At 50.4% G+C, this 26357-nt stretch carries 23 protein-coding genes; 11 read left to right on the top strand and 12 right to left on the bottom strand.

Features of this window, described 5'->3' with window-relative positions; genetic code table 11:
• Window positions 1-182 precede the first annotated feature (182 nt).
• The 3 genes from FJM74_RS09375 (at window position 183) to fbaA (ending at window position 4785) form a co-directional block, all read left to right on the top strand.
• Window positions 183-1313 carry an AI-2E family transporter gene (locus FJM74_RS09375; protein ID WP_187262339.1) on the top strand — a complete coding sequence of 377 codons (1131 nt, stop codon included), beginning with the start codon at window positions 183-185 and terminating at the stop codon, window positions 1311-1313.
• A 440-nt stretch (window positions 1314-1753) separates the two neighbouring features.
• Window positions 1754-3163 (top strand): exonuclease domain-containing protein, encoded by a 1410-nt coding sequence (locus tag FJM74_RS09370; RefSeq protein WP_187262338.1) that lies wholly within the window; start codon window positions 1754-1756, stop codon window positions 3161-3163.
• Window positions 3164-3705: 542 nt separating this feature from the next.
• On the top strand, window positions 3706-4785 hold the full coding sequence (gene fbaA, locus FJM74_RS09365) for a class II fructose-bisphosphate aldolase (protein WP_187262337.1): 1080 nt from the start codon (window positions 3706-3708) through the stop codon (window positions 4783-4785).
• Between the two features lie 310 nt (window positions 4786-5095).
• Here fbaA and FJM74_RS09360 read toward each other — a convergent pair whose 3' ends face one another.
• The 4 genes from FJM74_RS09360 to FJM74_RS09345 form a co-directional block, all read right to left on the bottom strand.
• Window positions 5096-6031 carry a 1-phosphofructokinase family hexose kinase gene (locus tag FJM74_RS09360; protein WP_187262336.1) on the bottom strand — a complete coding sequence of 312 codons (936 nt, stop codon included), beginning with the start codon at window positions 6029-6031 and terminating at the stop codon, window positions 5096-5098.
• A 212-nt stretch (window positions 6032-6243) separates the two neighbouring features.
• A complete protein-coding gene (locus FJM74_RS09355; protein WP_187262335.1) occupies window positions 6244-8649 on the bottom strand; it encodes a glycoside hydrolase family 65 protein in 2406 nt (801 codons plus the stop codon).
• Between the two features lie 9 nt (window positions 8650-8658).
• Window positions 8659-9480, bottom strand: coding sequence for a trehalose-phosphatase (gene otsB / locus FJM74_RS09350; protein WP_187262334.1), 822 nt, complete (start codon window positions 9478-9480; stop codon window positions 8659-8661).
• Between the two features lie 11 nt (window positions 9481-9491).
• Window positions 9492-10241 (bottom strand): beta-phosphoglucomutase family hydrolase, encoded by a 750-nt coding sequence (locus FJM74_RS09345; protein WP_187262333.1) that lies wholly within the window; start codon window positions 10239-10241, stop codon window positions 9492-9494.
• A 706-nt stretch (window positions 10242-10947) separates the two neighbouring features.
• On the opposite strand from FJM74_RS09345, the gene pgi reads away from it, so the two are divergent.
• Entirely contained in the window at window positions 10948-12600 is a 1653-nt protein-coding gene (gene pgi, locus FJM74_RS09340) for a glucose-6-phosphate isomerase (RefSeq protein ID WP_187262332.1), read from the top strand.
• A gap of 108 nt (window positions 12601-12708) precedes the next feature.
• On the top strand, window positions 12709-14304 hold the full coding sequence (locus tag FJM74_RS09335; protein ID WP_187262331.1) for a hypothetical protein: 1596 nt from the start codon (window positions 12709-12711) through the stop codon (window positions 14302-14304).
• Window positions 14305-14373: 69 nt separating this feature from the next.
• Here FJM74_RS09335 and mtgA read toward each other — a convergent pair whose 3' ends face one another.
• Window positions 14374-15126, bottom strand: coding sequence for a monofunctional biosynthetic peptidoglycan transglycosylase (gene mtgA, locus FJM74_RS09330; RefSeq protein ID WP_187262330.1), 753 nt, complete (start codon window positions 15124-15126; stop codon window positions 14374-14376).
• 283 nt (window positions 15127-15409) lie between these two features.
• Here mtgA and FJM74_RS09325 point away from each other — a divergent pair, with 283 nt between their 5' ends.
• Together FJM74_RS09325 and FJM74_RS09320 are read left to right on the top strand one after the other, a co-directional pair.
• A complete protein-coding gene (locus FJM74_RS09325; protein WP_187262329.1) occupies window positions 15410-16045 on the top strand; it encodes an LON peptidase substrate-binding domain-containing protein in 636 nt (211 codons plus the stop codon).
• A 24-nt stretch (window positions 16046-16069) separates the two neighbouring features.
• Window positions 16070-17296 carry a metallophosphoesterase gene (locus FJM74_RS09320; RefSeq protein WP_187262328.1) on the top strand — a complete coding sequence of 409 codons (1227 nt, stop codon included), beginning with the start codon at window positions 16070-16072 and terminating at the stop codon, window positions 17294-17296.
• Between the two features lies 1 nt (window position 17297).
• Here FJM74_RS09320 and FJM74_RS09315 read toward each other — a convergent pair whose 3' ends face one another.
• Window positions 17298-18203 carry a diacylglycerol/lipid kinase family protein gene (locus tag FJM74_RS09315; protein ID WP_187262327.1) on the bottom strand — a complete coding sequence of 302 codons (906 nt, stop codon included), beginning with the start codon at window positions 18201-18203 and terminating at the stop codon, window positions 17298-17300.
• Between the two features lie 573 nt (window positions 18204-18776).
• A complete protein-coding gene (locus FJM74_RS09310; protein WP_187262326.1) occupies window positions 18777-19163 on the bottom strand; it encodes a M48 family metalloprotease in 387 nt (128 codons plus the stop codon).
• Between the two features lie 137 nt (window positions 19164-19300).
• On the opposite strand from FJM74_RS09310, the gene FJM74_RS09305 reads away from it, so the two are divergent.
• Window positions 19301-19498 carry a hypothetical protein gene (locus FJM74_RS09305; RefSeq protein WP_187262325.1) on the top strand — a complete coding sequence of 66 codons (198 nt, stop codon included), beginning with the start codon at window positions 19301-19303 and terminating at the stop codon, window positions 19496-19498.
• A gap of 138 nt (window positions 19499-19636) precedes the next feature.
• Here FJM74_RS09305 and FJM74_RS09300 read toward each other — a convergent pair whose 3' ends face one another.
• Window positions 19637-20371 (bottom strand): murein L,D-transpeptidase catalytic domain family protein, encoded by a 735-nt coding sequence (locus FJM74_RS09300; protein WP_241739033.1) that lies wholly within the window; start codon window positions 20369-20371, stop codon window positions 19637-19639.
• A 673-nt stretch (window positions 20372-21044) separates the two neighbouring features.
• Here FJM74_RS09300 and FJM74_RS09295 point away from each other — a divergent pair.
• Window positions 21045-21431, top strand: coding sequence for a hypothetical protein (locus FJM74_RS09295; protein WP_187262323.1), 387 nt, complete (start codon window positions 21045-21047; stop codon window positions 21429-21431).
• A gap of 51 nt (window positions 21432-21482) precedes the next feature.
• Here the strand turns inward: FJM74_RS09295 and FJM74_RS09290 are convergent, their stop codons facing one another.
• The 3 genes from FJM74_RS09290 to FJM74_RS09280 form a co-directional block, all read right to left on the bottom strand.
• Window positions 21483-21872 (bottom strand): hypothetical protein, encoded by a 390-nt coding sequence (locus FJM74_RS09290; protein WP_187262322.1) that lies wholly within the window; start codon window positions 21870-21872, stop codon window positions 21483-21485.
• Window positions 21873-22438: 566 nt separating this feature from the next.
• Window positions 22439-22891 (bottom strand): DUF4199 domain-containing protein, encoded by a 453-nt coding sequence (locus FJM74_RS09285; protein ID WP_187262321.1) that lies wholly within the window; start codon window positions 22889-22891, stop codon window positions 22439-22441.
• Window positions 22892-22950: 59 nt separating this feature from the next.
• Window positions 22951-23421, bottom strand: coding sequence for a DUF4199 domain-containing protein (locus tag FJM74_RS09280; protein WP_187262320.1), 471 nt, complete (start codon window positions 23419-23421; stop codon window positions 22951-22953).
• A gap of 333 nt (window positions 23422-23754) precedes the next feature.
• Between FJM74_RS09280 and FJM74_RS09275 the strand changes: the two genes are divergently transcribed.
• The gene (locus FJM74_RS09275) at window positions 23755-25386 is read left to right on the top strand and encodes an ABC-F family ATP-binding cassette domain-containing protein (RefSeq protein ID WP_187262319.1); all 1632 of its coding nucleotides are present in this window, start codon (window positions 23755-23757) and stop codon (window positions 25384-25386) included.
• Window positions 25387-25417: 31 nt separating this feature from the next.
• Window positions 25418-26098 (top strand): hypothetical protein, encoded by a 681-nt coding sequence (locus FJM74_RS09270; protein WP_187262318.1) that lies wholly within the window; start codon window positions 25418-25420, stop codon window positions 26096-26098.
• A gap of 78 nt (window positions 26099-26176) precedes the next feature.
• Here FJM74_RS09270 and FJM74_RS09265 read toward each other — a convergent pair whose 3' ends face one another.
• Window positions 26177-26326 (bottom strand): lmo0937 family membrane protein, encoded by a 150-nt coding sequence (locus tag FJM74_RS09265; protein ID WP_007660460.1) that lies wholly within the window; start codon window positions 26324-26326, stop codon window positions 26177-26179.
• Between the last annotated feature and the right edge of the window lie 31 nt (window positions 26327-26357).

Genomic DNA, 26357 nt, shown 5'->3' with positions numbered 1-26357 from the left:
ACATCATCATAACAGCAAAATAGCTGCTGTAGTTCATGAGTACAGCATTTTAAAGAGAGGAAAAACTAATCTGTTTAGCACAACAATATCGCTATCTTATAATACTGGGAAGTGGGCAATTTAGTAATTTTAAGAAAAATTTCCTGCTTATACAGGAATGAAGGTAATAGAAAATAACGTCAATGGAAATAAAACTACCGAGGTACTTTAAGTATATCCTCGTTATGCTGGGCATCATCCTGCTGATCTGGTTGCTGCAGATGTTCAAATCTGTACTGATGCCCATGGCTTTTGCCCTGCTGTTTGCGCTGCTGCTGCTGCCCATGACACGCGACATGGAAAAGCTGAAGGTGCCAAGGCCGTTGGCTATCCTGGTTAGCATCATTCTGGTCATCATCATTCTGGGGCTGGTTATCTGGTTCCTGTCGATGCAGGTGGTGAGTCTTACCTCGGAACTAGATACCATTGGCCAGAACTTCGACAAGCTGCTCATGCGGGTGCAGGACTACCTGTACCGAAACTTCGACATTGCCCCGGCCAACAAGAGCGACTTTATCAAAGAGGCCATCGGAAACCTGCGCGAGTTCTCCACCGCCTTTCTGGGCAGCACCATTTCTACAACAACAGGTGCCCTGGCCGCTTTTACCATTGTACCGATCTTTGTTTTCTGCCTCCTCTATTACCGCGACCACCTAGAGCAGTTCATGTTTAAGTTTGTGGCCAAAGACAGCCGCAGCAACCTCAACAACACCATCACCAACATTCAGCATGTTATCCAGAGCTACATTTCCGGGCTGATGATCGTGATTATGATTGTGGCCCTGCTCAACTCGGCGGGCCTGTTGCTGCTCGATGTGAAGTATGCCATTTTCTTCGGCATCTTCGCCTCCATCCTGACCGTTATTCCTTACATAGGCATTCTGATTGGCGCCTTGCTGCCTGCCCTCTTCACGCTGGCCACCACAGGCCACCTCATCGATGCGGTACTGGTGGTGGCGGTGTTTGTCTTTGTGCAGTTTCTGGAAGGCAATTTTATTACACCGCTTGTTGTCGGCTCCAAAGTCAGCATTAACCCGTTTGCTGCCATTGTGGCCTTGCTTATCGGAGGGGAGATCTGGGGAGCAGCAGGCATGATTCTTTCTATTCCGGTTATCGCCACGCTTAAGGTGCTCTTCGATGCCTACCCCCCGCTGTCGCCATTCGGATTTCTGCTAGCAGATATAGACGAAAACAAGCCCCGGAAAAAAAGCAGGGTCGGCAACTGGTTCAGCGAAAGGTGGAACGGCGAAGGCAGAGGAAAAAGAAACCCCTAATTTAGTTAAGAATCATGAGTTGCTAGGTGAGGTGCAGCAGGAGCGGCAGAACCTCTGGAGGGGCTTTTTGATTGGAATAATTGCGTTGCTCGTAGTTGGCTGTTGATTGTTGAATGGCTACAATGTTAAATGGTTGATTGGAAGATTTGGAAATCACCAGCAGAACACTATTTAACTCATAACTTTAGAAGAATCTTGTGTCCTTTTCAGCAGGAGCAGCTAAGCCTCTGGAGGGGCATAATCATTAGAATAATTTGTTTTTCAAAACCGAATTACCTGGCAGCTCTCCGGTTAGGAAATAGGGCTGGCCGGTTAAATTGCTAATTTAATTTGCAAATAAGAGCGCGGCACTTCTTTTTGAAACGTATTACTAATAGTTTTGGTTTACAGGATAGCAGCCGTACCGCAGGTTGCTGCCACACGTTTAAAAGAGAACCGCCTTGTACGCCATAGTAGATATCGAAACCACAGGGGGCCAGCCCTTTCAGGATAAGATCACAGAGATTGCCATCTTTATCCATGATGGTCAGCAGATAGTGGACAAATACACCACACTGATTAACCCGCAGCGGCCAATCCCTTACTTTATAACCAACCTGACCGGCATCACGGATGAAATGGTACAGGAGGCGCCCAAGTTTTATGAAGTCGCCAAAGAGATTGTACAGTTCACGGAGGGGAAGATTTTTGTGGCCCACAACGTCCGTTTCGATTACTCCTTCCTGAAAAAAGAATTTGCCGACCTGGGCTACACCTTTCAGCGCAAAACGCTTTGCACCGTTCGCCTGAGCCGCTCCTTAATTCCGGGTCTTCCTTCTTACAGCCTGGGCAAGCTCTGCAAAAGCGTGGACATAGAGTTGCAGCAGCGCCACCGGGCCATCGGCGATGCCGAAGCCACCGCCAAATTGTTCGACAAGTTGCTGAAAATTAACCGCCCGGTAGTAGACGGCGCCCTGCATGCGGCGGAGCCATCGCAGGAGTTGGCCAAAGAAATCAAAACATCGCTGCTGCCGCCCAACATTAAAAAAGAGCAGGTAGATGCCCTTCCTACGGCACCAGGCGTTTACTATTTCCACAACGAGCAGGGAGAGGTCATTTACGTAGGCAAGAGCATTAACATCCGGAAACGGATCGTGCAACACTTTAACATCGACTACAAGAGCCGGAAGTCACTGGACTTTAAAAACAGCATAGCCGACATTAGTTTTGAGCTGATGGGCAACGAGCTGGTGGCGCTGCTCTTTGAGTCGGCAGAGATCAAGCGCATGAAGCCTTTCTACAACCGGCAGCAGCGACGGAGCGTCTTCAACACCGGCATCTTTATGTACGAGGATAGCAACGGGTACAAACGCCTGACCTTTGGCAGCGTAAACAAGGCCGAAAATGTGAACCTGACACCCATTATCGCGCTCTCAAACCCGTTTAAGGCCAAAGGTTTCCTGTTTCATAAAGTTGCCAAATTTAACCTGTGCCAAAAGCTCTGCGACCTGTACAAGACCAACGGCGCCTGCTTCGATTTCCAGGTGCACCAGTGCCAGGGCGCCTGCATAGGTCAGGAGAGTCCCGAATCTTATAACGCGCGTGTAGACGAGGCCATCGAGTCGTTTACCTATGAGCACAACAGCTTCGTGATCGTTGGCAAAGGCCGCCACGACAATGAGAAAACGGTGGTGGTAGTGGACAATGGCATGTACCTCGGATTCGGGTTCGTAGACGAGACCTTCTCTGCCCAGAACCTCGAAGACTTTAAAGGAGCCGTAACCCGCTACAAAGACAATAAAGACATTCAGCAGATTATCCGCGGCCATATCCGGAGCAAACACAAAGACAAGGTAATCGTATTTGACTGATGATCTATTCTTTCTGGTCGAAAACATCCTAAGTCCACTTAGCTGGGTTGGTGCGCATGTAATCCGAGATGTGCCGGTAAGCCCGTTCGTTCCGGATAATATACTCGTGGAAATTCCTGTGCTACGGCCTGCCTAATTTCTCATTTGGTTTTGTTGCTTTTGTCTATTCCAGGCAGGCTGTAGCAACCAGCTATTTGCAGGCTCCTATTTTTATGCCCATGGTTGGCAGTTTGGCTGGGGCTTCTTTCTTAAAATTGCCCGCTGGAGTTGCAGCTGTTTCTGAGCGGCACCCCCTCGCAAGTCCAGTCCCCCCACTGCCTGCCGGCACTTCACCCAACTCATCTCAACCAGTGCCCATGCCGACCGTATTATCAGCACAAAATCCTGAATTTATTGCTTAAACCATTAAGCACCCATTCTTCAGTTTATAAAATGTAAAAAATACAGGAAAAACAATCTAAAATATTTTAAGAAGATATTTTATTTATTACTATCTTCAAGCTAGTATTGAACCTAAATCTATAACTCCTAAAATAACGACAGTGAGCGAAACCACTACTAAATTCCGACCAGGTGTACTGTTTGGCGATGAAGTAACAGAACTCTTCAAGTACGCTAACGAAAACAACTTTGCTCTGCCGGCTGTAAACGTGATCGGCACCAATTCAGTGAATGCGGTGCTGGAAACAGCGAAAGCCGTCAACTCTCCCGTAATCATTCAGTTTTCACATAGCGGCGCCCAGTTTTATGCAGGCAAAGGCCTGGCCAACGATGCCCAGAAATCTGCCATTGCCGGCGCTATTGCTGGCGCGCATCACGTGCACATCATGGCCGAGGCTTACGGCGTGCCTGTTATTCTGCACACCGACCACGCCGCAAAAAAACTGCTTCCCTGGATTGATGGGCTGCTGGATGCTGGCGAAAAGTATTTTGAGCAGCATGGCAAGCCGCTGTTCAGCTCCCACATGCTGGACCTTTCGGAAGAAGAGATCCATGAAAACATCGAGACCTGCGCCAGCTACCTCCGGCGCATGGATAAACTTGGCATGACCGTAGAGATTGAGCTGGGCGTAACAGGTGGCGAAGAAGATGGCGTGGACAATACGGGCGTTGACAGCGCCAGGCTTTATACACAACCGGAAGAAGTAGCGTATGCCTACGAGGAGCTCAACAAGATCAGCAGCCGCTTCACGATAGCCGCCGCCTTCGGAAATGTGCATGGGGTGTATAAGCCGGGCAACGTAGAACTGCGCCCCGACATCCTGAAAAACTCTCAGGACTTTATTCAGAAGAAATTCGGAACAGGCGAGAACCCAGTACATTTTGTATTTCATGGCGGCTCCGGTTCTGAAAAACGCCAGATCACGGAGGCGATTGAGTATGGCGCCATTAAAATGAACATCGATACCGACATGCAGTGGGCATTTACAGAGGGCATCAGAAATTACATGACTTCTAAAAAAGACTACCTGCAAAGACAGATTGGCAACCCCGAGGGCGAAGACGTTCCGAACAAGAAATTCTACGACCCGCGCGTATGGCTGCGTGAAGGCGAAAAAACCTTTATTACGCGCCTGAAAGAAGCGTTTACAGATCTGAATGCCAATAATAGAAATGTGTAAATAACCTACACGCTATCAACAAAAAAGGTGAAGCAAATAGCTTCACCTTTTTTGTTGATAGCGTAATTATACCAAATCGCGTTTAGTCACTTCCATATGTTCATCATGCCTCTCCCATTCTGTCCTCCTGTCAAGGCTCTTGTGGGCGAGAGCCTAAGGCAGGGGCTACTGGCATTTTTTCTGAATCGATGCACCTGGCTACCTCATCTTCAAATCGACTATAAATAACCTGCCAGCGAATTATCCTAATCAAAAAGCCCCTCCGGAGGTTTTCCTGCTGCTATCTGATCATAGCGCTCTCCATGGTGTCTCAGCTATGATCCTGAAGCCATTTAAAGATCTGCTCCGTGTCTTCTTTGCGGCATAGTTCTGAGCCTGGGGTCATGGTGCAGGCCGTGCCGGCAGCCACTCCGTAGCGCACCACATCGAGCATGCTACACCCTTTCAGCAAACTTAACACCATGCCGCCCACCATACTGTCGCCGGCCCCTACGGCGCTGAGTTGCTTTACCGTAGGCGATGCCACATAATGTATGCCTTCTTTGGTTGCCAGCATGGCACCTCTTGGCCCCAGCGACACCACCAGCACTTCGCATTTGCCATCGGCCAGTACTTTTTTAGCAATATCCTCCTGCTCCATGGCCGTAATCTGCTCCCTACCCGCCAGTTCAGCAAGCTCTCCCAGGTTCGGTTTGATCAGGTACAGCCCCTCGCCTGCGGCTTTCATAAGGGCCTTGCCTGAGGTATCAACAATTAGTTTAAAGCCGCGTTTGTGCGCTACCAAGGCAAGCTGGTAATAAAAATCGTCAGGTACGCCAGGTGGCAGACTACCGCTGGCCACCACAAACTCCGGCAGTTCCTCCAACTGCTCCAGCCTGTCGATGAACTGCCGCCACTCCGGTTCGCTCACCTCCGGCCCCGGCATCCCGAAACGATACTGCTCTCCCGTGGCCTTCTCATACACCATCAGGTTCTCACGGGTCCAGTTCCTGGCCTTGGCAGCCCAGAAGTTTACCCCCTCTTCGTGGAGGAGCTCTTCCAGGCGCTCGCCAGCTGGCCCCCCCGACAAAAACCAGGCGCAAGACTCGCCTCCCAGTTTCTTGATAGCTCTGGAGACATTTATACCGCCTCCTCCGGGCTCATAGGTGGGCACACCACAGCGTATTTTCTTTTCCTGTACTACGCGGTCAGCAACAGTGCTTTTATCCAGCGCAGGGTTCAATGTTATGGTTACTATTTTTTGCATGTAAAATGGGTTTAAGGATGCGTTAACCTATCCTGCCAAACTCTTTTAAAATAAAAATATGAATCACCCGAAGGTCTTCCTGTTCCTCAAATGTGAAGGCTATCCAATCAAGGCACCCGACAAAATACTGGCTGTGAATCCATAAAAGCAGGCGTAACCCTGCAACAGTTTTTTACTCCTGCTACGAAACGGATTTGCAGGCGCACGCATTTTTATCCGATTTCGAATTCGTGCTTGTCGCCGGTAACCATGGTGTAGACCTTTCCATTTACACCTATCTGCACCTCCCTTGCAAAGCCCTTCTCCACATTGATCATGAGTTTCTGGTGCGTCAGCCGCAGCGTCAGCCAATGGCTGCGGTAGAGAAGCTGCAGCTTAAGATAGCTTAACTCTGCCGGCAGCGCCGGGTTTAGCCATAGCACATCGTCACGGATATCGAGGCCGATGTAACCCCGCTGCAGCAGGTCTACTGTGCCGGCCATGGCCCCCAGGTGAATTCCTTCCTGCGTGGTGCCCCCCTGCACATCCTTCACATCGCTCATCAGGGCTTCCAGAAAATTGGACCAGGAGCGTTTGCGGTCAGACCGGGCTAGCACCCATGAGTGCACAATTTTACTGAGGGTGGAGCCGTGAGAGGTGCGGTGCTCATAATAGTCGATATTATCTGCGATATCTTTCTCGGTAAGTGTATAGCCAAGGCTATTAAAAAGTCCGAGCAGTTCCTCAGCCGAGAAGAGATAAAACAGCATTATCACATCGGCCTGCTTACTGGCCTTGTACCGGTTCACATTATCGCCTTCGCCCTCCAGTATCCGGTCCAGGCGCATTGACTCGCCGTGCTTTTTCTGGTAGGTTGGCCAGTCAAACTCCTTCAGGGCATCGTAGCCCTCAAACTGGGCAATTATCCGGCTGCTGCCAATAAAGGGCACATGCATTGTATGGGTGATGTCCAGCCAGCGCTGCCGGTCATCTTCCGAGATGTGCAGCTTCTCATACAGCTCATCCAGCCGTTTATTATCCAGCACTTTCGCAATGCCCAGCGCGCATCTTATTACCCAGGCGGCCATTACGTTGGTATAGGCATTGTTGCGCAGCCCAGGCTCATCCAGATCAGGGTATTCGGTGTGGTACTCATCAGGCCCCACCACGTGCAAAATTTCGTAACGGTCCAGCCCGGTGTTAAAGGTGGCGATAGAAGACCAGAACTGAGCGATGTCTAAAATCATTTCTGCCCCGTAAAAACTAAGAAACTCCAGGTCAGTAGTGGTCTGGTAGTATTGCCACACGTTGTAGGCCACTGCCGCGCTGATATGCCGCTGCAGAAATGTGTTGTCCGGCAGCCAGTTGCCTGACTCCGGGTTCAGATGGATAACCTGGCTCTCTTCACGGCCATTGCTGCCACTCTGCCACGGAAACATGGCGCCCCGGTATCCCGCCTGATGGGCCGCGTACCGGGCCTCCGGCAAACGCCGGTAACGGTACATCAGCAACTCGCGCGTAAGCTCGGGCAGCCGCAGGTTTAGGAAGGGAAATATAAAGAGCTCGTCCCAGAAAATATGGCCCCGGTAGGCCTCTCCGTGCAAGCCACGCGCAGGCACGCCTACATCCAGGCCTACGGTGTTGCCAGATACCGTCTGTAGCAGGTGGAAGATATGCAGCCGCAGAATACGCTGGGCATTATGGTTGCTGGCCAGTTCCAGATCGCACCGCGCCCACATGTGCTGCCAGGTTTGGCAATGCTCCTGCAGCAGCTGCGCAAAGCTGCCCAGTCGACCTATGTTGGTGCAGGCATCCAGCAGTTCTTCTGACACTGCAAAATCTCGGGAAGTATACAGCATCACCACTTTCTCTATCCGGAGCGGGTGCTGCTGCTGGCAGGTTAGCCGCAGCAGCTGCTCGGCATATGCATTGTCGGCGGTGTTGGTTTCTCTTTGAAAATCAGAGGAAGGAGGCTCTATGAAAACACGGGTACGAGCAGCCTGTGCCATACGTATCCGTGATTGGGTTGTCTGTGTGTGCAGAAAGATGGTTTCCTCGTCGTGCTGCCCTGTTGCCAGTGGCTCCAGATGCTGGCTCGCCAGAGCCCGGTACCGGGCTACCCCACTATTGGTCACGTGCCCGTCCAGCGCCGATTTAACTTCAATTTCGCCAGACCAGTTCTGAGCCATAAACTCCCACTCCAGGGCAGCCACATGGGGGTTGGCCATGCTTACAAAGCGCCTGCAGGTAATATGAGTTTCGCGGCTGATGGCATCGCGGAAGTGCAGTTGCCGGATGAGCAGCCCACGGCGCATATCCAGTTCCTGCCTGAAGTGGATTAGCTCCACATGCTCCAGGTTAAACCATTGCTCCTCTCCTTTGTGCCGGAACGTGAGTGGCAGCCAGTTGGGCCAGTTTACCAGGTCCTCGTTCTCTATGTCCTTTCCGGACACTTTTGACACCAGCCGGTTAAAGCCTCCGGCCAGGTAAGTGCCGGGGTAGGTTATATTGAGGTCGGCATTGCTCTCTTCGGCAGCGCCACGGGTGGCAAAATACCCGTTCCCGAGGGTGCATAGTGCTTCACGAAGAGGTTGCTCCCCGGGTTTCCAGGAGTCGTATATGATCTTCCATTCAGCCATGCCTGTTGTTTATAGGTTAGAAAGCTCCGAAAGGAATCGCTTTACTTCCTCTACGTCCTCCAGTTTATATTCTGCTGCGGTTTTATCGTCGTGCTCGCCAACCAGCACACTGATACCAATGCCCTGCAGAGAGGCAAAAGCGTCTTCGTCGGTTATATCATCACCTATGTAAATCGGCACGGTACTTTCCAGGTCTAGCCCCAGCTCATTCATCAGCCACAACACGGCTTTCCCCTTATGCCAGTCTATGTTCGGTTTAAGCTCCAGCACTTTTTTGCCGAAGCCCTTTTTCAGTCCCTCATGCGCATTCACGATATCGTCAACGGCTTTCTTCACAATGTCTACCAGCGGCTCCTCCACGTTGCGGTAGTGCACAGCAATGGCATAGCGTTTTCGTTCTACCAGGGAGCCCTCAACGTCTATGAGGCGCTCTTTCAGCTCTTCTTCTGCCTTATCCAGCGCGATGAGCGCCTGGTGTGCATCGCCTGGCTCGGCCTGCATGCCGTTGGGGCCGGTAATATCAAAACCATGGGAACCGGCATAATACAGCGAGTCCAGCTGCACCAGGTTCTTTACGTTTTGCCGGTCGCGCCCGCTTACCACCGCCACCTGGCATTTACCCGCCAGCTGCTGCAGCACCGCCCGCATTTCGTCGGTCAGGATGGCTTTGTCCGGGTCTTTAACAATGGGGCTCAGGCAGCCGTCGTAGTCCAGAAACACGGCAGGCTTTTTCCCTTTCAGTTTCGAACGGAGCTCATCCATTTTTGCAAAGGCAGCTGGAAGCTCGGAGGCTTCCCTTCTGCGTATATTTTTCTCTTCTGATGCTTTCATAGGTTGGGAGCTTATTCAGGCTTTGGAAATTTATTGATCACGATGTCTGCCCCGTTTTCTTCCAGCAGCTGCTTGTTATTGCCACGGTCCACGCCTACCACCAGCGCAAAGTTACCGGCTTTACCGGCGGCCACACCAGCCCAGGCATCTTCAAAAATGGCGGCTTCTTCGGGTTTTACCCCCAGCCTTCTGGCCGCTTCCAGAAAGATGTCTGGCTCCGGCTTTCCTTTCAGTTTGAGCTCTGCCGATACAAGTCCATCGACCCGTACTTCGAAGAGGCGTTCGAGCCCGGCTCTGCGGATGATGTCGAAGCAGTTTTTGCTGGAGGAGATAACGGCCGTCTTATACCCTTTTTCCTTCAGGGCCTTTACCCAGGCTATCGTATCGTCGAAAACCACCACGCCATTCTGCTTCAGCAGCTCCTGGAAGTAAAGGTTCTTCAGGTTTCCAAGTCCTACAATGGTTTCTTTGCCGTCGTCATCGTTCTGGTTTCCTTCCGGTATGGTAATGCCCCGCGATGCCAGGAAATTACGCACACCATCATAGCGCGGCATGCCATCTACATGCATGCGGTAATCTTCTTCCACATCAAAGGGTTTGTACACTTTATTGTCTTGTGCGCCCCGCTTTTTCAGAAAGTTATCTGTCATTTTCTTCCAGGCCTCGGCATGTACTACGGCCGTTTTGGTTATCACACCGTCCATGTCCAGAATAAGGGCTTTAATGTTTTTCTCTTTAACAAGAGTATTCAGGTTGCTCATATGCTAGTCTTAATTATAGTTAAGTTTAATCGTCTGGTCTGATCAGGAAATTTATAGAGCATGCCAGCCTAATCTTCCCCAAATTATTTAAATAAAAAGGCCCCTCCGGAAGTTTTACTGCTGCTCCCAGGCTGTGGCAACAACCTAGTACCTGCTCACTCCTAATAGATACTGCTCCTAAAACTACAGCGGTCTCTCAGACAGCAGGAGCTAGTACCTGTTTAGCCTTTTACTTCATCCTATACGCTGCAAAAGCTATATTAAGGTATTTATCTTAAAAAGTCCTTATCAAAAGGCATTAACTTTCAGGTCGGGTTTTGCAAAAGCGTGAAAATAAGCGCCGGGCTTGTTTTGCTGCGGCACCACCTGCCGCTAGGTCTTGATCCGTCTGCCGGCACTCATGGCCACTCCACCTCCTGCTAACCAGAACTTGTTCCAGGAAAAGGTTCTTCGTGTTTCTCTACTCAGGTAAATATAAACATGAGCAGCTGCACTATGATTAATTAGCACCTTTTTATACTTTAGCAACCATCTGCAGCACTCCTGTTACGCAGCTAATGCTGAAATGATGCCCCTTAGGACCTCATATTTTAAATATACTATATAACCGTAGCGTTTTCAATTCGTTTAGTTTATTTATGTTATCGTCTTCGCTTTGTTTCTGAACCTTCACTTTGTAAAAACATACTCCAAATACCAAATCTGTATGATGAAAAATAGCAATCCTACCACTACCAGGGCCTGGCAAAAGCTCCAGTCGCATTTTGACGCCATTAAATCCAGACACCTCCGCGAGCTGTTTGAGCAGGACCCGCAGCGATTCGACAAACTCTCTTTTACGGTTGAGGATACCTTGTACGATCTCTCTAAAAACCGCATAACCGAAGAAACCCTCGACCTGCTCACAGAACTGGCAGAGGAAATGGGCATGCAGGATGCCATCGAAAGCATGTTCAGGGGCGACACGATTAATGCCACAGAAGGCAGAGCGGTGCTGCACACAGCCCTGCGAAACTTTACGGATAAGGAGCTGCTCCTGGACGGCGAGAACATTCTGGCAGAGGTGCGGGATGTGCAGCGGCAAATGAAGGCGTTTTGCGAAAAGCTGCACAGCGGCCAGTGGCTGGGCTACAGCGGCAAGCCCATCAACCACATCGTGAATATTGGCATTGGCGGTTCCGATCTGGGACCTAAAATGGTGTGCGAGGCGCTTAAATTTTACCAGCAGCCCGGCATGTCGATCGATTTTGTATCGAACGTAGACGGCACGGATGCGGCGGAGGTGCTGAAAAAACTGGACCCGGAGCAGACTCTTTTTATTATTGCCTCCAAAACCTTTACGACCAAAGAAACCATAGCCAACGCCCACACCGCCCGCGACTGGTTCCTGAAACATGCCTCCGACAAAGAGCATATCAAAAAACATTTCGTAGCCCTCTCTACCAACACAAAGGCGGTGGAGGAGTTTGGTATCGCCCCGGAAAACACCTTCCGTTTCTGGGATTGGGTGGGCGGCCGCTTCTCGCTCTGGTCAGCTATTGGCCTCTCTATTGCCTGCGCACTGGGCTACGACAAGTTCGAAGAGTTGCTGCGCGGGGCTGAGTCCATGGACAAGCACTTCCGCACTGCGCCGCTCCGCCAGAACATACCGGTGCTAATGGGCCTCCTGGGGCTGTGGTACACCAACTTCTTCGGGGCCCAGTCGCATGCGGTGCTGCCGTATGACCAGTACCTGCGCCTGCTGCCAGAGTACCTGCAGCAAGGCCTGATGGAAAGCAACGGCAAGAGCGCCGACCGCGAGGGCAACTTTGTAGACTACGATACGCAGCCGGTTATCTGGGGAGCAGCCGGCACTAACAGCCAGCACTCTTTTTTCCAGCTGATACACCAGGGCACCGTGCTCATCCCATCCGACTTTATTGCACCGGCCCAAAGCCTGAACCAGGTGGGAAACCACCATGTGATGCTGCTCTCCAACTTTTTTGCCCAGACCGAAGCCTTGATGAGAGGGAAGACAGCCGCCGAAGCCAGGGAAGAGCTGCAGAAGAAAGGCGACAAAACCCCGGAAGAAGTAGAGGCGCTGGTACCCCACAAGGTGTTTGAGGGCAACAAGCCCACTACCTCCATCATGTTCAAAAAGCTTACCCCCTACACCCTCGGCAGCCTGATAGCCATGTATGAGCAGAAGGTATTTGTGCAGGGCGTGCTCTGGAATGTGTACAGCTTCGACCAGTGGGGCGTGGAACTGGGCAAGCAGCTGGCGGGTGCCATAGAAGATGAGCTTACGGGCAAATCCACAGGGCAGCACGACAGCTCCACAGACGGGCTTATCCGGTTTTATAACGAAAATAGGAGTTAAATTCTGTGTTTCTGGCTGCTGCATAGGCTAAAGTTGAATTTTAACGAGGGGTGGCAAAAACCTTTCGCCGCTTCTGCGTATTGTAAAATTTAACCCCTCCCCTTACAGATGATTTTTTTGCGTGCAGCCAGTATACTCTTGTGTGCCCAATTCTTACAGGGCTGTGCAGACAATGATTATTTTCAGAAAGATGCGCTGGCAACAGCAGCAGAGAACGCTAATACTATAAATCCTGAAAAAGACAGTGTATGGGTGATAGCTGGCCGGCATTACGACCGCAACGCCCTGCACCGTTTTTTCTGGGGTAACCATAACCGCCACCTCTGGACCATGCCCGTAAAAGTGCCTGTGTTTAACAGACAGGAGGTAGCAGCTGGCTTGCGTATTATCAAAGAAGGCGGTGGCTTCCAGACCACCAGCTTCCACATGCAGGATAGCGCCGGGCGTGCCTATGCTTTCCGCTCTATCGATAAAGACCCGGTGCATGTGCTCTCTCCCTTCTGGCAGTCTACCTTTGTGGCCAATATTGTAAGGGACCAGACATCGGCCGCTAACCCGTTTGGTATGCTGCTGGTGCCTCCGCTGGCCAGAGCAGCAGGTATACTTCACTCCAACCCCAGGCTGTTCTATGTTAGCCAGAACGATACCACCTTTGGCGAATTTTCCGAGCAGGTACAGGGGAGGCTTTTTATGCTGGAAGAAAAATTCAAGACCGCCGCCGATATTCCTGAGAACACCCGTGGCGTAAAGGGCTTTCTGGACTCAGACGAAGCCTTAAGGCTCCGTTACACTTCCAACCTGTATCATTTCGACCAGCGCGCGTTTGCCAAAGCCCGGCTGCTGGACCTGCTGCTAGGCGACTGGGACCGGCACAAAGGGCAATGGGACTGGGCCGTTACCCAACATGGGAATAAAACTATATTTAACCCCATCCCGAAAGACCGTGACCAGGTCCTGCTTAAAATGAAGGACGGTGTTATTCCCTTTCTGGCCACCAGCAAAATTATGGTCCGTAAATTTTACACCTTCAGCGGCAAGTACGGCGACGTAAAGGCCCTCCTGATAAATGCTCAGTTTGTGGATGAGCGGCTGCTACATGAGCTGCCAAAAGAAGAATGGCTCGCTATTGCCAGACAGATGCAGCAGGCGATCTCAGATGAGGTAATAGCGGAGGCTGTACGCCAACTGCCATCCCCTATCCGGAAAACCATAGGCCCCGAGGTAACAGCTAACTTAAAAAAAAGGCGGGACCACCTGCCTGAAGCTGCTGAAAAAATGTATAGCCTGCTGGCAAAGGAAGTAACTATTCCAGGCACTGATGAAGCAGAGCAGTTTATTGTAAACCGCCTGCCGGAAGGCAAAACACACGTCCGTGTTTATCGTCGCATGTCGGAGACCTTGCAGGAGCAGCTGCTTTATGAGCGGATCTTTCAGCCGAAAGAAACCCGGCTAATCCGGCTGCACGGTCTTGCCGGGAACGATGAGTTTGTAGTGGAAGGCTATGTAGACAAAGCCATTCCGCTTGAAATAGTTGGTGGGCTGGGAGAAGACAATATTGTGGACAGATCCAGTGTAAGGGGCTGGAAAAAAACGACTGCCGTGTTCGACACAAAACGTGGCAATAAGATTGTGCCGGGCACAGAAACCAAGGACCGAACCACCCGCGATGTAAGCGTGCATGCCTACGACAGGGAAGGCAATTAATAGGACACAGCAAGCCTTTAAGCGACCTGCTCCATTCCTTTCCTGAACCAGATCAGCAGACAGAAATTTCTATTTCTGTTCCTCATCTGGCAGTATAGCTTTTACATAGTTGATGCCTCCCAGGCGCCCCATGGCCCGTGCAATCCGGCTGCGCCGCTTCAGCACAAAGCCGGAAGGCCGCTGGGCTGAGTAGCGGATCGGGTTGGGAAGCACCGCTGCGAGCAGTGCAGCCTGTTGGCGCGTAAGCTCTTTTGCCGGGCGCTTAAAATATTTCTGAGAGGCAGCCTCTACCCCAAAAACGCCATCTCCCATCTCTGCAATGTTAAGGTACACTTCCATAATCCGCTTCTTCCCCCACAGCGCCTCAATCAGCACCGTGAAATAGGCTTCTACGCCTTTGCGCAGGTAGCTCCTGCCGTGCCACAAAAACACGTTTTTGGCCACCTGCTGACTAATGGTGCTCCCGCCCCGTATATTCCCGCCGCTCTGGTTCCGTTTAAAGGCGGCCTGAATGGCTTCGTAGTCGAAGCCGGCGTGCATCAGGAACCGCTGGTCTTCTGAGGCCACCACCGCCAGCGGCAACTGTGGCGACATTTCCTCCAGGCTTACAAAGCGGTAGCTGATCTGCGGGTTCTCCTTAGCGGCTGCCCCCGCCTCTGCCCGTCGCTGCACCATGTGCAGCGTAACGGGGGGAGCCACCCAGCGGTAGAGCAGCACCCATACCACACTGAGCAGAAACAGGCTCAGCACCAGCTTTGGCACCAGCCATTTCAACTCTTTTAAAGTGAATCCTTTTTTACTGCCAGAACGCTTCTTCTTCATGTATTTTGCTTGCAACAGAGGTCGCAAAGGTAAAGTTTTTGCTGTATTTTAAGGCATCTATGCTCCATCAAAAAAGCAGAACCAAACACAAGCCGCTTTAACCCGTAATCAACAAACAACGCAGGCCTTTGCCTGTTTCAAAAAAGGAATAACGGTAAAAGGAGCAGCGTGTAGCTAACAGCCGGCCCAGGAAAGGCTTCCCGGAAGATCCGGTTGCTGACGGCCGTTTTTCCTGACTGCCGCCCTTATACCTGCTACTCATTCATCTTTAAAAGAGAACAAAATGACCAAGTACCTCCCGCTCTTCCCCTTAGGCATTGTTGTGTTTCCGGGGGAGAAGCTGAACCTGCATATTTTTGAGCCCCGCTACAAACAACTCATCCAGGAGAGTGTGGCCAATAAATCTACCTTTGGAATTCCGTCTTTTCTCCAGAATGGCATCGGCGAATATGGCACAGAACTGAAAGTGCTGCGCATAGAAAAGAAGTACGACAACGGAGAGATGGATATTAAGACCCAGGCAGTAGGAGTTTTCAGAGTAATCCGGCTCGATAAACAGGCACCCGGCAGGCTGTACCCGGGCGGAGAAGTGGAGCAACTGGAGACGGACCTGGCCGGGGACGTGCTCTTCAGGGTGGAGATAGAGAAGCTGCTCCGGCAGTTGTACGAGGCTCTGCACCTGAACAGCCTGCTCATGTCGCTGCCCCAGGATTTCAAGTCTTTTGACGTGGCTCACCACCTGGGTCTTTCGCTGGAACAGGAGTACCTGCTGTTGCAATGCCAGAGCGAAACAGACCGGCAGGAAATGATTCTGCAGCATTTAAGGGCCATTGTGCCTGTTGTGCACGAAACAGAGCGGCTTAAGGAAAAGGTAAAAATGAACGGCCATTTTAAACACCTGACACCACCAGCATTTTAGGCCCTGCCAGGAGACAGAACAGCTATGCTAACCTATTTTTTAATCATCATCCCTACTATTGCGCTTGTTTACCTGGGGTTCAGCTACTGGCAGGAACGTAAATACCGCCGCAAGCCTTATTATAAACTGGCAGATATAGGCTGGCGCAAGTCCACACTCCCCCCTCCCGACGAACTGCTGCACTCTGTTGCCCTGCTAGGCGATCCGGGGGCAGTGGCCACTGATGGGTCGGACCCTGTGCTGCACCTGGTGGAGCAATGGAAGCAGGAGGCAGGGCAGCGGGGAACTGCCCTGCTGCTCGGGGATATAGTGTACCCGGTAGGGCTGCCACCCGAAGGAAGCGTGCTGCACACTACCTCCCTGCTGCGGCTGAACACGCTGCTGGAAACGTTCAAGGATTTTCGGGGCAAAAGTATTTTCCTGAGTGGCAACCACGACTGGAACAAAGGGCGCAAAGGCGGCTACAACCAGATGCTGCGACAGGAGAACTATGTTGTAAACTACCTGCAGGATGAGGCTGCTTACCTGCCGCGGCAGGGCTGTCCGGGCCCTGTTACCATGCAACTGGCTGAGGGGCTCCTGCTCCTGATCATTAACACGCAATGGTGGGTACAACGGGGCGAAAAACCAATCGGGGCCAAACATGGCTGCGGCCTGGAAAACATAGAGGAGTTCTTTCAGCAGCTGAAAAAGATACTGCGGGAGAACCGCCACCAGCGCATACTGATAGCAGCCCATCACCCACTTTACAGCAATGCACTACATGGCGGCAAATTCACGCTAAAGCAACATATCTTTCCGCTTACCGCTGCCCACAGACGTTTCTACATCCCGTTGCCTATCTTCGGATCGCTCTACCCTTTTTACCGCAAAATGTTTGGTGCCTACGAAGACATGTCGCATGGCAGGTACAAGCGCCTGCGCAGGCGGCTGCTCCGCATCTTCCATCGGTACAGCAACATAATTTACGCAGCGGGCCACGACCATAACCTGCAGCATTTCGAGGTAAGGCAAAACCATTATATTGTAAGCGGCTCGGGCAGCAAAACTGCCTTTGTGAAAAAAGGAGGCAAAGCCACATTTTCGCTGGAGGAGCTTGGCCTGGTAGTTTTAAATTACTACAGAAGCGGCGAAGTATGGATGGAGGTACGTGTTGTGACGAATGGAGAAGCGCAGGAAAACAACCCTGTCGTGTTCCGGAAGGAGCTGCAAAGCATCCTGCAGCCGGCACCGCAGCAACTGGTGGAGTAGCTTATTCTGCCTCCGGCAGCGGCAGTAGCACCAGCAGGCTTTCCTTGTGCATGCTCACCTGTATCTTCTCCCCCAGCTCCACCGGCTCGCCATCTACGTGCACCACTTCTCCGTGCAGATTATAGATGGTGGCCTGCCTACAGCTAATGCGGCGGGTAAACACGGAACTGTCGATGCTGTCGGTATAGAGTTTGTACAGGATGCCGATTCCTGCTGCCTTGGGGAACGGCTCTATCAGGCAAATCTCAAAGCGGCCATCGTTCAGAATACCGGTAGGGTTAATGCTGGCGTTGCTGCCAAAAGCGTTGGCGTTGGCAATGGTCACCATAAAGGCGGGCCCCTCAAAGTTCTCCACATCTGTTTCGATGCGGTACTGCTTTGGCTCGTACGACATGTACTCCTGCAGTGCAATCCAGGCGTAGGAGCCCGGGCCACGGGTTTCGCCTTCGCAAAATCGTTTTACAACCAATGCGTTAAAGCCAAGGTCGCTTAGGTGTATGGATGGGTAGCCGTTAAGGTCCAGCGTATCGATGGCTACTGCCTGGTGGGTATGAATGAGCTGCAGGGCCGCTTCTGTGTCTTGCGGAATGTGGAGGTCTTTGGACAATCCATTGCCGGAGCCCAGCGGAATGATGCCCATCGGGATCTGCTTGCCGATAATCAGGGAAGCCACCAGGTTCACAGTGCCATCTCCTCCCACGGCAAAAATGGCATCTGGCTTCCTTTTCTCCAGCTGCTCCCGTATCTGCTGCTGATCGTCCTGCCCCGTAGTTTTTATGATCTGGTAGGTGATGAGATGCTCATGGCATATCGAGGCTATATCCTCCTCCAGGTCTTCTTTTTCAATATCGCCGGCAATCGGGTTAATCACAAATATATAGAAACGTTCTTCTTTCGCTTTGTCCATTTTTTCAAGCCTTACGGCCCTTTACAAATTTGTTTAATCGATCCTTAAATCAACAGATAGCATAGCTTTTTACGAGTTATAGCACTGCAAGAAGGCCTCGGTCATCAAAAAGTTTTTTATGAACCGGATAGTTTCCGGCAAGCCGGTAAAAGGCAGGCGAGTTGCCAGCTTGCACTACATCCATCGGGCAGATTTACATCAGGCTACAGGCTGCATCTGGCATGAAAAAGATCCTATAAAGGCAGCGGCAGCAAAGCCTCTGGAGGGGCAAATTCATTCAAATAATTTGTTAGTAAGACCTGGATTAAGGGGATTTTGGCCAAAGTGGCAAAGTCTCCTATGCTCCCGGTAAATCGGAATATATGATAAACAGACACCTGCCCCCCTGTCTACCGATGCGCCCATTTGCCTGCGTGTACAGGGACCGTGATTTTTCTGATAGCCTGCGCAGGTCCTTCATTTCCAAATCCTCTCATCTTCAAATTTCCAATTTGAATAATCAGCACATTAACCCATCAGCATATTAAATTAAATTATTCCAATCAAAAAGGACCTCCAGAGACGCTGCTGCTGCTACCTCTTTTTGTCAGTCAAGCCGCTCGCGTTTTCCTGCTGTATGGCCCTTTCGATCTCAGCAATTCTATTATCAGGGCCGGGGAGTGTCTGTGTATATTTCGGCTCCCAACCGCTTACCTTTTCCAGCATGCGCATTACTTCCAAGGAGGCACGCGGGTCATAGCTGGCCTGCGTCGTCAGGTGCAGCGCCAGCCTGTCTGCCTCCGGTTCGTCTTCCCGGCCAAGCCGTCTGTTTATGAGCTTTCTGATCATGGCGCCTGCTATTTTTAGAGAGAAGGCTGCTGCATATGAGCCTCCGGCAATAAGGAAACGTGCAGCAGGCACTTGTAGTTGCGGCAACGGGGCGTGCAGATTGGCGGGCAACCGGATGTTGGGAATAATCATACAGGCCCCGATGGCAAAAAACCTGCAGCCACTAAACTTCTAACTTCAAAATCAGAGGCCAGGATACCAGACTTATTTACCTGGATTCCGTAAAAAAACTATATTTAAAATTTGTACTAAACATTAGGTGATATATCATGAATATGAAACGAGCATTCGGTGCCATTCTCACAATCCTGGGGATTATTGGCATCATTTGGGGGGCCTATGCCTTTGTAATGGGAGGAGATGGAGGATTTATTGGCCGGTACACCGCCCTGGTTCCTTTTTTAGTGGGACTGATTTTCTTCTTCTCGGGCATTGGCCTTGTTAAGACCACCAAAGATCAGACTTGATTATTTTTTCAAAAAAACTTATTGGCCCGTTCTGATCTGAATCCGGAGGTACAACAGGTTCTAAAACACAAACGCCCCTTCACTGCTTCGTGAAGGGGCGTTTCTGCTATATTGCCGGCCTGTGTGCGGGCCATAAATTTAATTGCTGGCGTGCATTTCCAGTACGGGCATCTCCAATGCATACATCTCCACGGCCACTGTTGGGTCCAGATAGTTGGAGGCATAGGTTTTGTCTGCTGTATGAATATACAGGCAGGTATTGTCTTTGATGAGTTCTACCACTTCTTTGGTAACGGCAGTTGGCAGGGCAGGGCAGCCAAGGCTGCGGCCCAGGCGGCCATACTGCTTAATAAAAGAGTCGCTTACATAGTCGGCGCCGTGCATCACAATGGCACGCTCCATGGCGTTGGAATTATAGTTCTCGTCCATGCCCGTAAGTCTCAGCGACAGGCCATGCTTGCCGAAATACGTTTTGTTAGTAATATAGAAGCCCATGCTGCTTTTGTAGGAGTTGAACTCATTAGAGAACTCCACGGCTTTGTCCTCGCCGGAGTTTCTGCCATGAGCCACCAACGTGTTGAACAGCACCTTCTTTGATTTCAGGTCGATGATCCAGAGGCGCTTGTCGCGGCTGGTTTTGGTGAAATCTATTACCGTGATAATAGACTTGGCAGGGGCCAGCATGTTGTGCTGCTTAAAGTTCTGGTAGCCGATGATTGCCTTTTTAAAAACCTCTAACGACAAGCCTGCTTTCTTAAGCTTTGCATCTTCGTACACGCCCAGCACATAATCATCAAACAGCATTTGTTTTTCTGTAAAGCTTATGGCGGCCGAAGCCGAAGCCAGGGGAGCATTAACCTCTAAGGTTGGCATCAGGCTGGCCATATTACTACTGGCAACAGGTGTATTAACAGAAAACAGGCATAAGGCTAAGGAAGTTAAGGCTGTTTTTATCATAGGAGTATGCTAAGTGATTTACGCATTTAGAAAAACAACAGGTTTGGCAAGTGTTATTGTTCCCTTTCGTGCTGAAAAGTTCAATTTCCGACACCTAAAGCTACACAATGATTTGCCAAATCCTACACCAGTCCACACAAATCAATTATGGTTTTTTGCAGGAGGCGAGATCACCTGTTAAACGAGTGGCTCCTATTCCATTATTGTGTTTTCAGCTGAAATAGAGCGAAGCTTTTCTGACAGCTCCTTTCCTGCCAGGCAGTGCCACCAAACTACACTCACCTAGCTCTAGCCTGGTTCTGTCCTGAGTTTCTTCTGGCTGCCAACAATAATTCGGCAGGCAGTAATTTTAAAGGTCAGCTTATGATATTTATACAAATCTTCCCGTTTTTTGCATCTGCTGCCGGCGGCCTCACACTTAAAGGACCAGATATACTGCACACCAGGGTTTAGATTTCACGAATTATCGGAAGTCCCCCTGGCTAAAAGGTATGAAGCCAGTTAAACCCACTACAGGTCCGGATTTTTTCAACATTAACTTGTAAAGCAAGCCCGTAAGGCGCAACTTTGTGAAATTATAAAGCAACCTATGAGCATAAGATTTTTGGTACCGCTAGTAGGCAGCCTGCTACTGGCTTCCTGCTCTGAGCCAGCCCGCATGGAGGGTTTCGACAGCGATAGCTGGAAATCTGACAAGGCTGGCTGTGCCAGTGTAAGGCAGGGCATGCAGGTAGATTTTGAGCAGGTAAGGCGCAAGCTCTATGGCAAAGAAGAGCCCGAAATTATTGACATACTAGGAAAGCCGGACGGTGAGCAGCTGATGGCCAGAGGCCAGCGCATTTTTTACTACTACCTGGAAAGCGGCAGCCAGTGCGAGCAGAAGAACAACCTGTCGGAGGCTAACAGAGCCGAGGTAAGGTTTAATGCCCTGAACAGAGTCAGCGAAATAACCTACCTCCGGCCCCTCTCTAACTAAAAGAACCCGCTCCGGGCGGGTTCTTTTAGTTAGAGAGGGCACGACAGGTATTTACTCTACCATATCGGTCATGTAAGATTTTTGCTGCTGCCCTTCCAGCTCCAGGTAATTCTGCAGCTGGTCTTCTGACAGAATTCCTGCCAGGGCATTGTCGGTAGAGGTCTTGATCCTGTAATAAATTTTCTGCACTTCCTCCGGGCGTTCAACCATCTGCGCCTGTATCAGCTGCTGATAGCGCTCTTTGTTCAGTTGCTCCACTTGGGCGTACTGCTCCTGTGTTAAGTTCAGCTCCTGCTTCATCTCGATAGAAGCCATTTCATACCCCTCCAGATTTACGCTTAATACGGCCTTGTCCAGCCTGTCGTCTGTAACTTTTAACTGCTGTCCAAATCCTGAAATAGTAATAAGGCCGAACAAGCCTGCTAGTATATATTTTTTCATTTTACTTAGATATGATCAACTTCCCGAGTAACTGTTAATTTCCTCACCCTCCTTAGAACGTAATAACGGGCAACAAGTTAACACGATTTTTTAATTTTTACCGTTCTAACATCCACATATCAGACTACCCTTATATATTAATTTTGTTATATATTAATTCCTGGCTCTCAATCGGTCTTTATACCTGCCTGCCATATATATCTGCACCTGCAAAGGCTGATAAGAAAATGCCCAATGGCTTGTTTTTTTCCTCTTTGGCCCGGGGAGCAATTATTGGAATAAAAAAGGCCCTCCAGCATCTTTTAACCCTTATGCCTTGGTCCTTCCTCCGCCAGAGATTAGTTGATTGTACTTAGAATGGATTACACCTAAACGGCGCCTGTTTGTATTTTTAAGGGAGGAATTATTCCAATAAAAAAGCCCCTCCGGAGGGGCTGCTGCTCATCCCGGCTCAGGGATAGAAGCCAGCCGGAAACACGTTCGGGCATAAGACCCATAGCCCGGGAAATATGCTGCAAAAAAAGCCTGCTCCTGTTGCTACAACAGGAGCAGGCTTTTTTTGCAGGTTAAAAAATCCCTTTCTGGTCCTGGCGTTTAAAATACTGCATGGCGATAAACGAAATCAGGAAACCAGATATCACTCCCTCCACCATCAGCACCATAAAGACCACCACACCCGGCGTCACCGTCATGCGCTCGCCAAAGTACCTCTCAGCCGACAATACTTCGATCATGGAAGTATCAAAAATCTTAATATAAATCAGCATAAAAACGGCAAACAGGACGGTGGCCGTAATGGAGGCAATAGTACCTACCCCAAGCCCCTTAAAATACCCGATCTTTCCACCAACACTCCGCTTATAGTTTTTGATGGCCAGCACGATACCGACAGCCACAATTAGCCCGTTCAGGAACCGAAGCTCTATGATGTGGGCAAAGCCAAGCAGTTTCATTAAAAGGAAATAAGCAATAAGGGCAATGGCAGTGAATATGCCATATTTTAGGCCAGTTTTCTCCATAGTGTAAGTAGTAAAGGTGCTAGGTGTGTAATCTGAATCTGTTTTTTTAAATTCTTGAATTAGACGCGCTCCGGCACGGTATGGTCTGATGTTTTGAACCATTGCATGGCAATAAAGGCCAGCCAGAAGCCCGGCCAGGAGCCGTAAATTATGGTTAATACGAATAGCGCCAGCACCGACAGGCTTTCGGGGAACAGTGAGCTCGCCTGCAGGTTGGCCATGTAACTGGAGTCGAACAGGGTGATGAACGCCACCAGGAACAGCCCAAGCACAGTAGAAGAGACGACACCAGTGGTGGCGCCAATAGCCAGCCCCTGAAAGTAATTAATTTCGCCGCCACGGGCCCGCTTAAAGTTGGAGATAGCCACCACAATGCCTATCACTAAAAATATGCCGCTCAGAAACGACAGCTCCACAATGTGCAGAACTCCGAATATCCGCATCAGCAGGAAATACACAATGTGCGCGAGACCAACTAAAATTCCATATTTGATAGAAACTTTCTGGTAAGAAATATTTTCAGATGCCATATCAATGTCTATTTAATTAATTTACATTCAAACTTTTAAAATTGAACAGAATAGCCACAAAAATGGTTACCTCTACAGGCCAGGCACGCCTTATGCCGCTGCAAAACGGATTGTAGCTCTATATAATTAAAATTATATACTACTTTCGTTGGGCCGGTGTTGTGATTGAGGCCATTTATTTTTCGGGCGCATGCCTGAACAGCTTCATTAAAAAGGACTTACGGCATTTACCTTCAACTTTCCTATTTAGGCACTTTGCACTGTTCCCGTAGCCCATCCAAATATTTTTGTAGCTTTGCAGCATAGCCATTTACTTAATAATCTAATCTTAATATGATCAGCACTAGCAATGTCAGCCTGTCTTACGGCAAGCGAACATTATTTGAAGACGTTACCATCAAGTTTCTTCCCGGCAACTGCTACGGCCTTATTGGCGCGAACGGTGCTGGCAAGTCTACTTTCTTAAAAATATTGTCCGGCGAGATAGAGCCGAACACGGGCTCTGTGGAGATCCCTGCCAACATGCGCCTGGCCGTGCTCAAGCAGAACCACTTTGAGTTCGATGAGTACCCGGTGCTGCAAACGGTGATCATGGGCCACAAGCGCCTGTTCGACATTATGCAGGAAAAAGATGCCATCTACGCCAAGGCCGATTTTTCGGATGCGGACGGCATACGCGCCGCCGAACTGGAAGGCGAGTTTGCCGACCTGGAGGGTTGGAACGCCGAGTATGAGGCGGCAGAGCTGCTGAGCGGGCTGGGCATAACCGAAGACCTGCACTCCTCGCTCATGAAGGACCTGAGCGGTAGCGAAAAGGTACGGGTACTGCTGTCGCAGGCCTTGTTTGGCAACCCCGGCATCCTGCTGCTCGACGAACCTACCAACCACCTCGACGCAGAGTCTATTATGTGGCTGGAGAACTTCCTCGACAATTTCCAGAACACCGTAATCGTGGTATCGCACGACCGCCACTTCCTGGACTCGGTATGTACGCATGTAGCCGACATCGACTTTGGAAAGATCCAGCTCTATGCCGGCAACTACTCTTTCTGGTACGAGTCGAGCCAGCTGGCTGCCAAGCAACGCTCCGATGCCAACAAAAAGACAGACGACAAACGCAAGGAGCTGGAAGAGTTTATCCGCCGCTTCAGTGCCAACGCCTCCAAGTCGAAGCAGGCTACTTCGCGGCAGAAACTGCTCAACAAGCTTACCATAGAAGACATCAAGCCCTCTACCCGTAAGTACCCATACATCGCCTTTAAACCGGAGCGCGAGGCTGGCAACCAGCTCCTGAACGTGGAGAACCTGAGCAAGACCGCCGATGGCACCACCCTCTTCAGCGATGTGACCTTTATGGTCGACAAAGGCGACAAGATTGCCATCCTGGGGCGCAACGACCTCTCGGCCTCTACCTTCTTTGAGATAATTGCAGGTGAGACTCAGCCAGATTCAGGTACTTTTACCTGGGGAACAACTACCAACACGGCTTTTTTCCCAAAAGACAACACCGCTTTTTTCGATACCGACCTGAACCTGGTGGACTGGCTGCGGCAGTATTCCGTAGAGAAAGACGAGAGTTTTATCCGGGGCTTTCTCGGCCGCATGCTGTTCTCTGGAGAGGAGTCGCTGAAAAAAGCGAATGTACTGTCGGGGGGGGAAAAGGTGCGCTGCATGTTCTCTAAAATGATGCTGCAGTCGGGCAACGTGCTGGTGCTCGACGAGCCGACCAACCACCTGGACCTGGAGTCTATCACGGCCCTGAACAATGCCTTGCGCGATTTTGACGGCACGGTGCTGTTCTCGTCTCATGACCTTCAGTTTGTAGACACCATTGCTAACCGTATTATAGAGTTAACGCCGGGCGGCATCATAGACAGGCGTATGAGCTACGAAGCTTACCTGAGCGATGAGTTTATTAAAGAGTTGCGTAAAAAAATGTACAAATCGGCCCTGGTGCAGCGTTAGAGTAAGCATTGGTTGTACCTATTATAAACATATGCGCATAAATTTTCGGGCTACCTGTGTGGTAGCAGCTATATTATGTCTGCTCTCAGCCTCTGCGGCACTTGCTCAGACCGAGTCGGATACCTCTTATGTCAAGCCCATGCCACCGGCAGGCCCTCCTGCAGGGCAACAGCCCATGTCGCCGCGGGTGCAGGAAGAACGTCCTACACTGATGGACAGGCTCTATACGGGTGGCGGGTTTGGGCTGCAGTTCGGAACAGTTACCAACATTTCGGTTTCTCCGATCCTGGGATTTATGGCCACAGAGAAATTCTGGTTTGGCACCGGCTTTATTTACCAGTATCAGCGTGGGCGAATTTACGACAGATTTGGTAACCGGTTAGGGGCCATTACACTGCAGAGCTACGGCATGAAGTTTTTTGCGCAGCAAGAGCTATTCAATCTGGAGGCGATTAACTTAGGCGGCAAAATTCTGGCCCATGGCGAGTACGAGCTGCTCAACATGCAGTACACGGAGCAGGACCCCAGTGGCCAGTCTTATAAAACCAACCGGGTGGAGACGACGCCCATGGTGGGCTTAGGTTATAGGCAGAGCATAGGCGGGCGCGCTACGGCCGATCTGTATGTGCTCTACAACCTGAGCAACAGCCCCTACACTCCCTACCGGAACCCGATTATCCGGTTTGGGTTCAATATTCCGTTAAAAGGCTGATAAGCACCATATAGAACACAAAAAAAGAGGTTGCCATAAGTATGGCAACCTCTTTTTTTGTGTTCTATATGGTGCTTATCAGCCCCGTATCAGGCGCAGCAGCACCACGATCACGGCAATAACAAGCAGGATGTGAATTAACCCTCCAACAGCATCAGGAAATCCTAGAAATCCTATCAGCCAGAAGATTACAAGAACCACAGCTATTATATACAATAAATTTCCCATAGTTTTGTTAGTTTAATTTGACGAAATACGT

Origin of the sequence: Pontibacter beigongshangensis (genome assembly GCF_014332515.1) — a bacterium.
GTDB classification, from domain to species: domain Bacteria; phylum Bacteroidota; class Bacteroidia; order Cytophagales; family Hymenobacteraceae; genus Pontibacter; species Pontibacter beigongshangensis.
This window is presented reverse-complemented; position numbering and strand designations above follow the sequence as displayed.

Coding starts and splice junctions, on each gene's coding strand:
- FJM74_RS09375 (WP_187262339.1), top strand. CDS start 183: ATGGAAATAAAACTACCGAGGTACTTTAAGTATATCCTCGTTATGCTG.
- FJM74_RS09360 (WP_187262336.1), bottom strand. CDS start 6,031: ATGCAAAAAATAGTAACCATAACATTGAACCCTGCGCTGGATAAAAGC.
- FJM74_RS09355 (WP_187262335.1), bottom strand. CDS start 8,649: ATGGCTGAATGGAAGATCATATACGACTCCTGGAAACCCGGGGAGCAA.
- otsB (WP_187262334.1), bottom strand. CDS start 9,480: ATGAAAGCATCAGAAGAGAAAAATATACGCAGAAGGGAAGCCTCCGAG.
- FJM74_RS09345 (WP_187262333.1), bottom strand. CDS start 10,241: ATGAGCAACCTGAATACTCTTGTTAAAGAGAAAAACATTAAAGCCCTT.
- pgi (WP_187262332.1), top strand. CDS start 10,948: ATGATGAAAAATAGCAATCCTACCACTACCAGGGCCTGGCAAAAGCTC.
- FJM74_RS09335 (WP_187262331.1), top strand. CDS start 12,709: ATGATTTTTTTGCGTGCAGCCAGTATACTCTTGTGTGCCCAATTCTTA.
- mtgA (WP_187262330.1), bottom strand. CDS start 15,126: ATGAAGAAGAAGCGTTCTGGCAGTAAAAAAGGATTCACTTTAAAAGAG.
- FJM74_RS09325 (WP_187262329.1), top strand. CDS start 15,410: ATGACCAAGTACCTCCCGCTCTTCCCCTTAGGCATTGTTGTGTTTCCG.
- FJM74_RS09320 (WP_187262328.1), top strand. CDS start 16,070: ATGCTAACCTATTTTTTAATCATCATCCCTACTATTGCGCTTGTTTAC.
- FJM74_RS09315 (WP_187262327.1), bottom strand. CDS start 18,203: ATGGACAAAGCGAAAGAAGAACGTTTCTATATATTTGTGATTAACCCG.
- FJM74_RS09310 (WP_187262326.1), bottom strand. CDS start 19,163: ATGATTATTCCCAACATCCGGTTGCCCGCCAATCTGCACGCCCCGTTG.
- FJM74_RS09305 (WP_187262325.1), top strand. CDS start 19,301: ATGAATATGAAACGAGCATTCGGTGCCATTCTCACAATCCTGGGGATT.
- FJM74_RS09300 (WP_241739033.1), bottom strand. CDS start 20,371: ATGCCAACCTTAGAGGTTAATGCTCCCCTGGCTTCGGCTTCGGCCGCC.
- FJM74_RS09295 (WP_187262323.1), top strand. CDS start 21,045: ATGAGCATAAGATTTTTGGTACCGCTAGTAGGCAGCCTGCTACTGGCT.
- FJM74_RS09290 (WP_187262322.1), bottom strand. CDS start 21,872: ATGAAAAAATATATACTAGCAGGCTTGTTCGGCCTTATTACTATTTCA.
- FJM74_RS09285 (WP_187262321.1), bottom strand. CDS start 22,891: ATGGAGAAAACTGGCCTAAAATATGGCATATTCACTGCCATTGCCCTT.
- FJM74_RS09280 (WP_187262320.1), bottom strand. CDS start 23,421: ATGGCATCTGAAAATATTTCTTACCAGAAAGTTTCTATCAAATATGGA.
- FJM74_RS09275 (WP_187262319.1), top strand. CDS start 23,755: ATGATCAGCACTAGCAATGTCAGCCTGTCTTACGGCAAGCGAACATTA.
- FJM74_RS09270 (WP_187262318.1), top strand. CDS start 25,418: ATGCGCATAAATTTTCGGGCTACCTGTGTGGTAGCAGCTATATTATGT.
- FJM74_RS09265 (WP_007660460.1), bottom strand. CDS start 26,326: ATGGGAAATTTATTGTATATAATAGCTGTGGTTCTTGTAATCTTCTGG.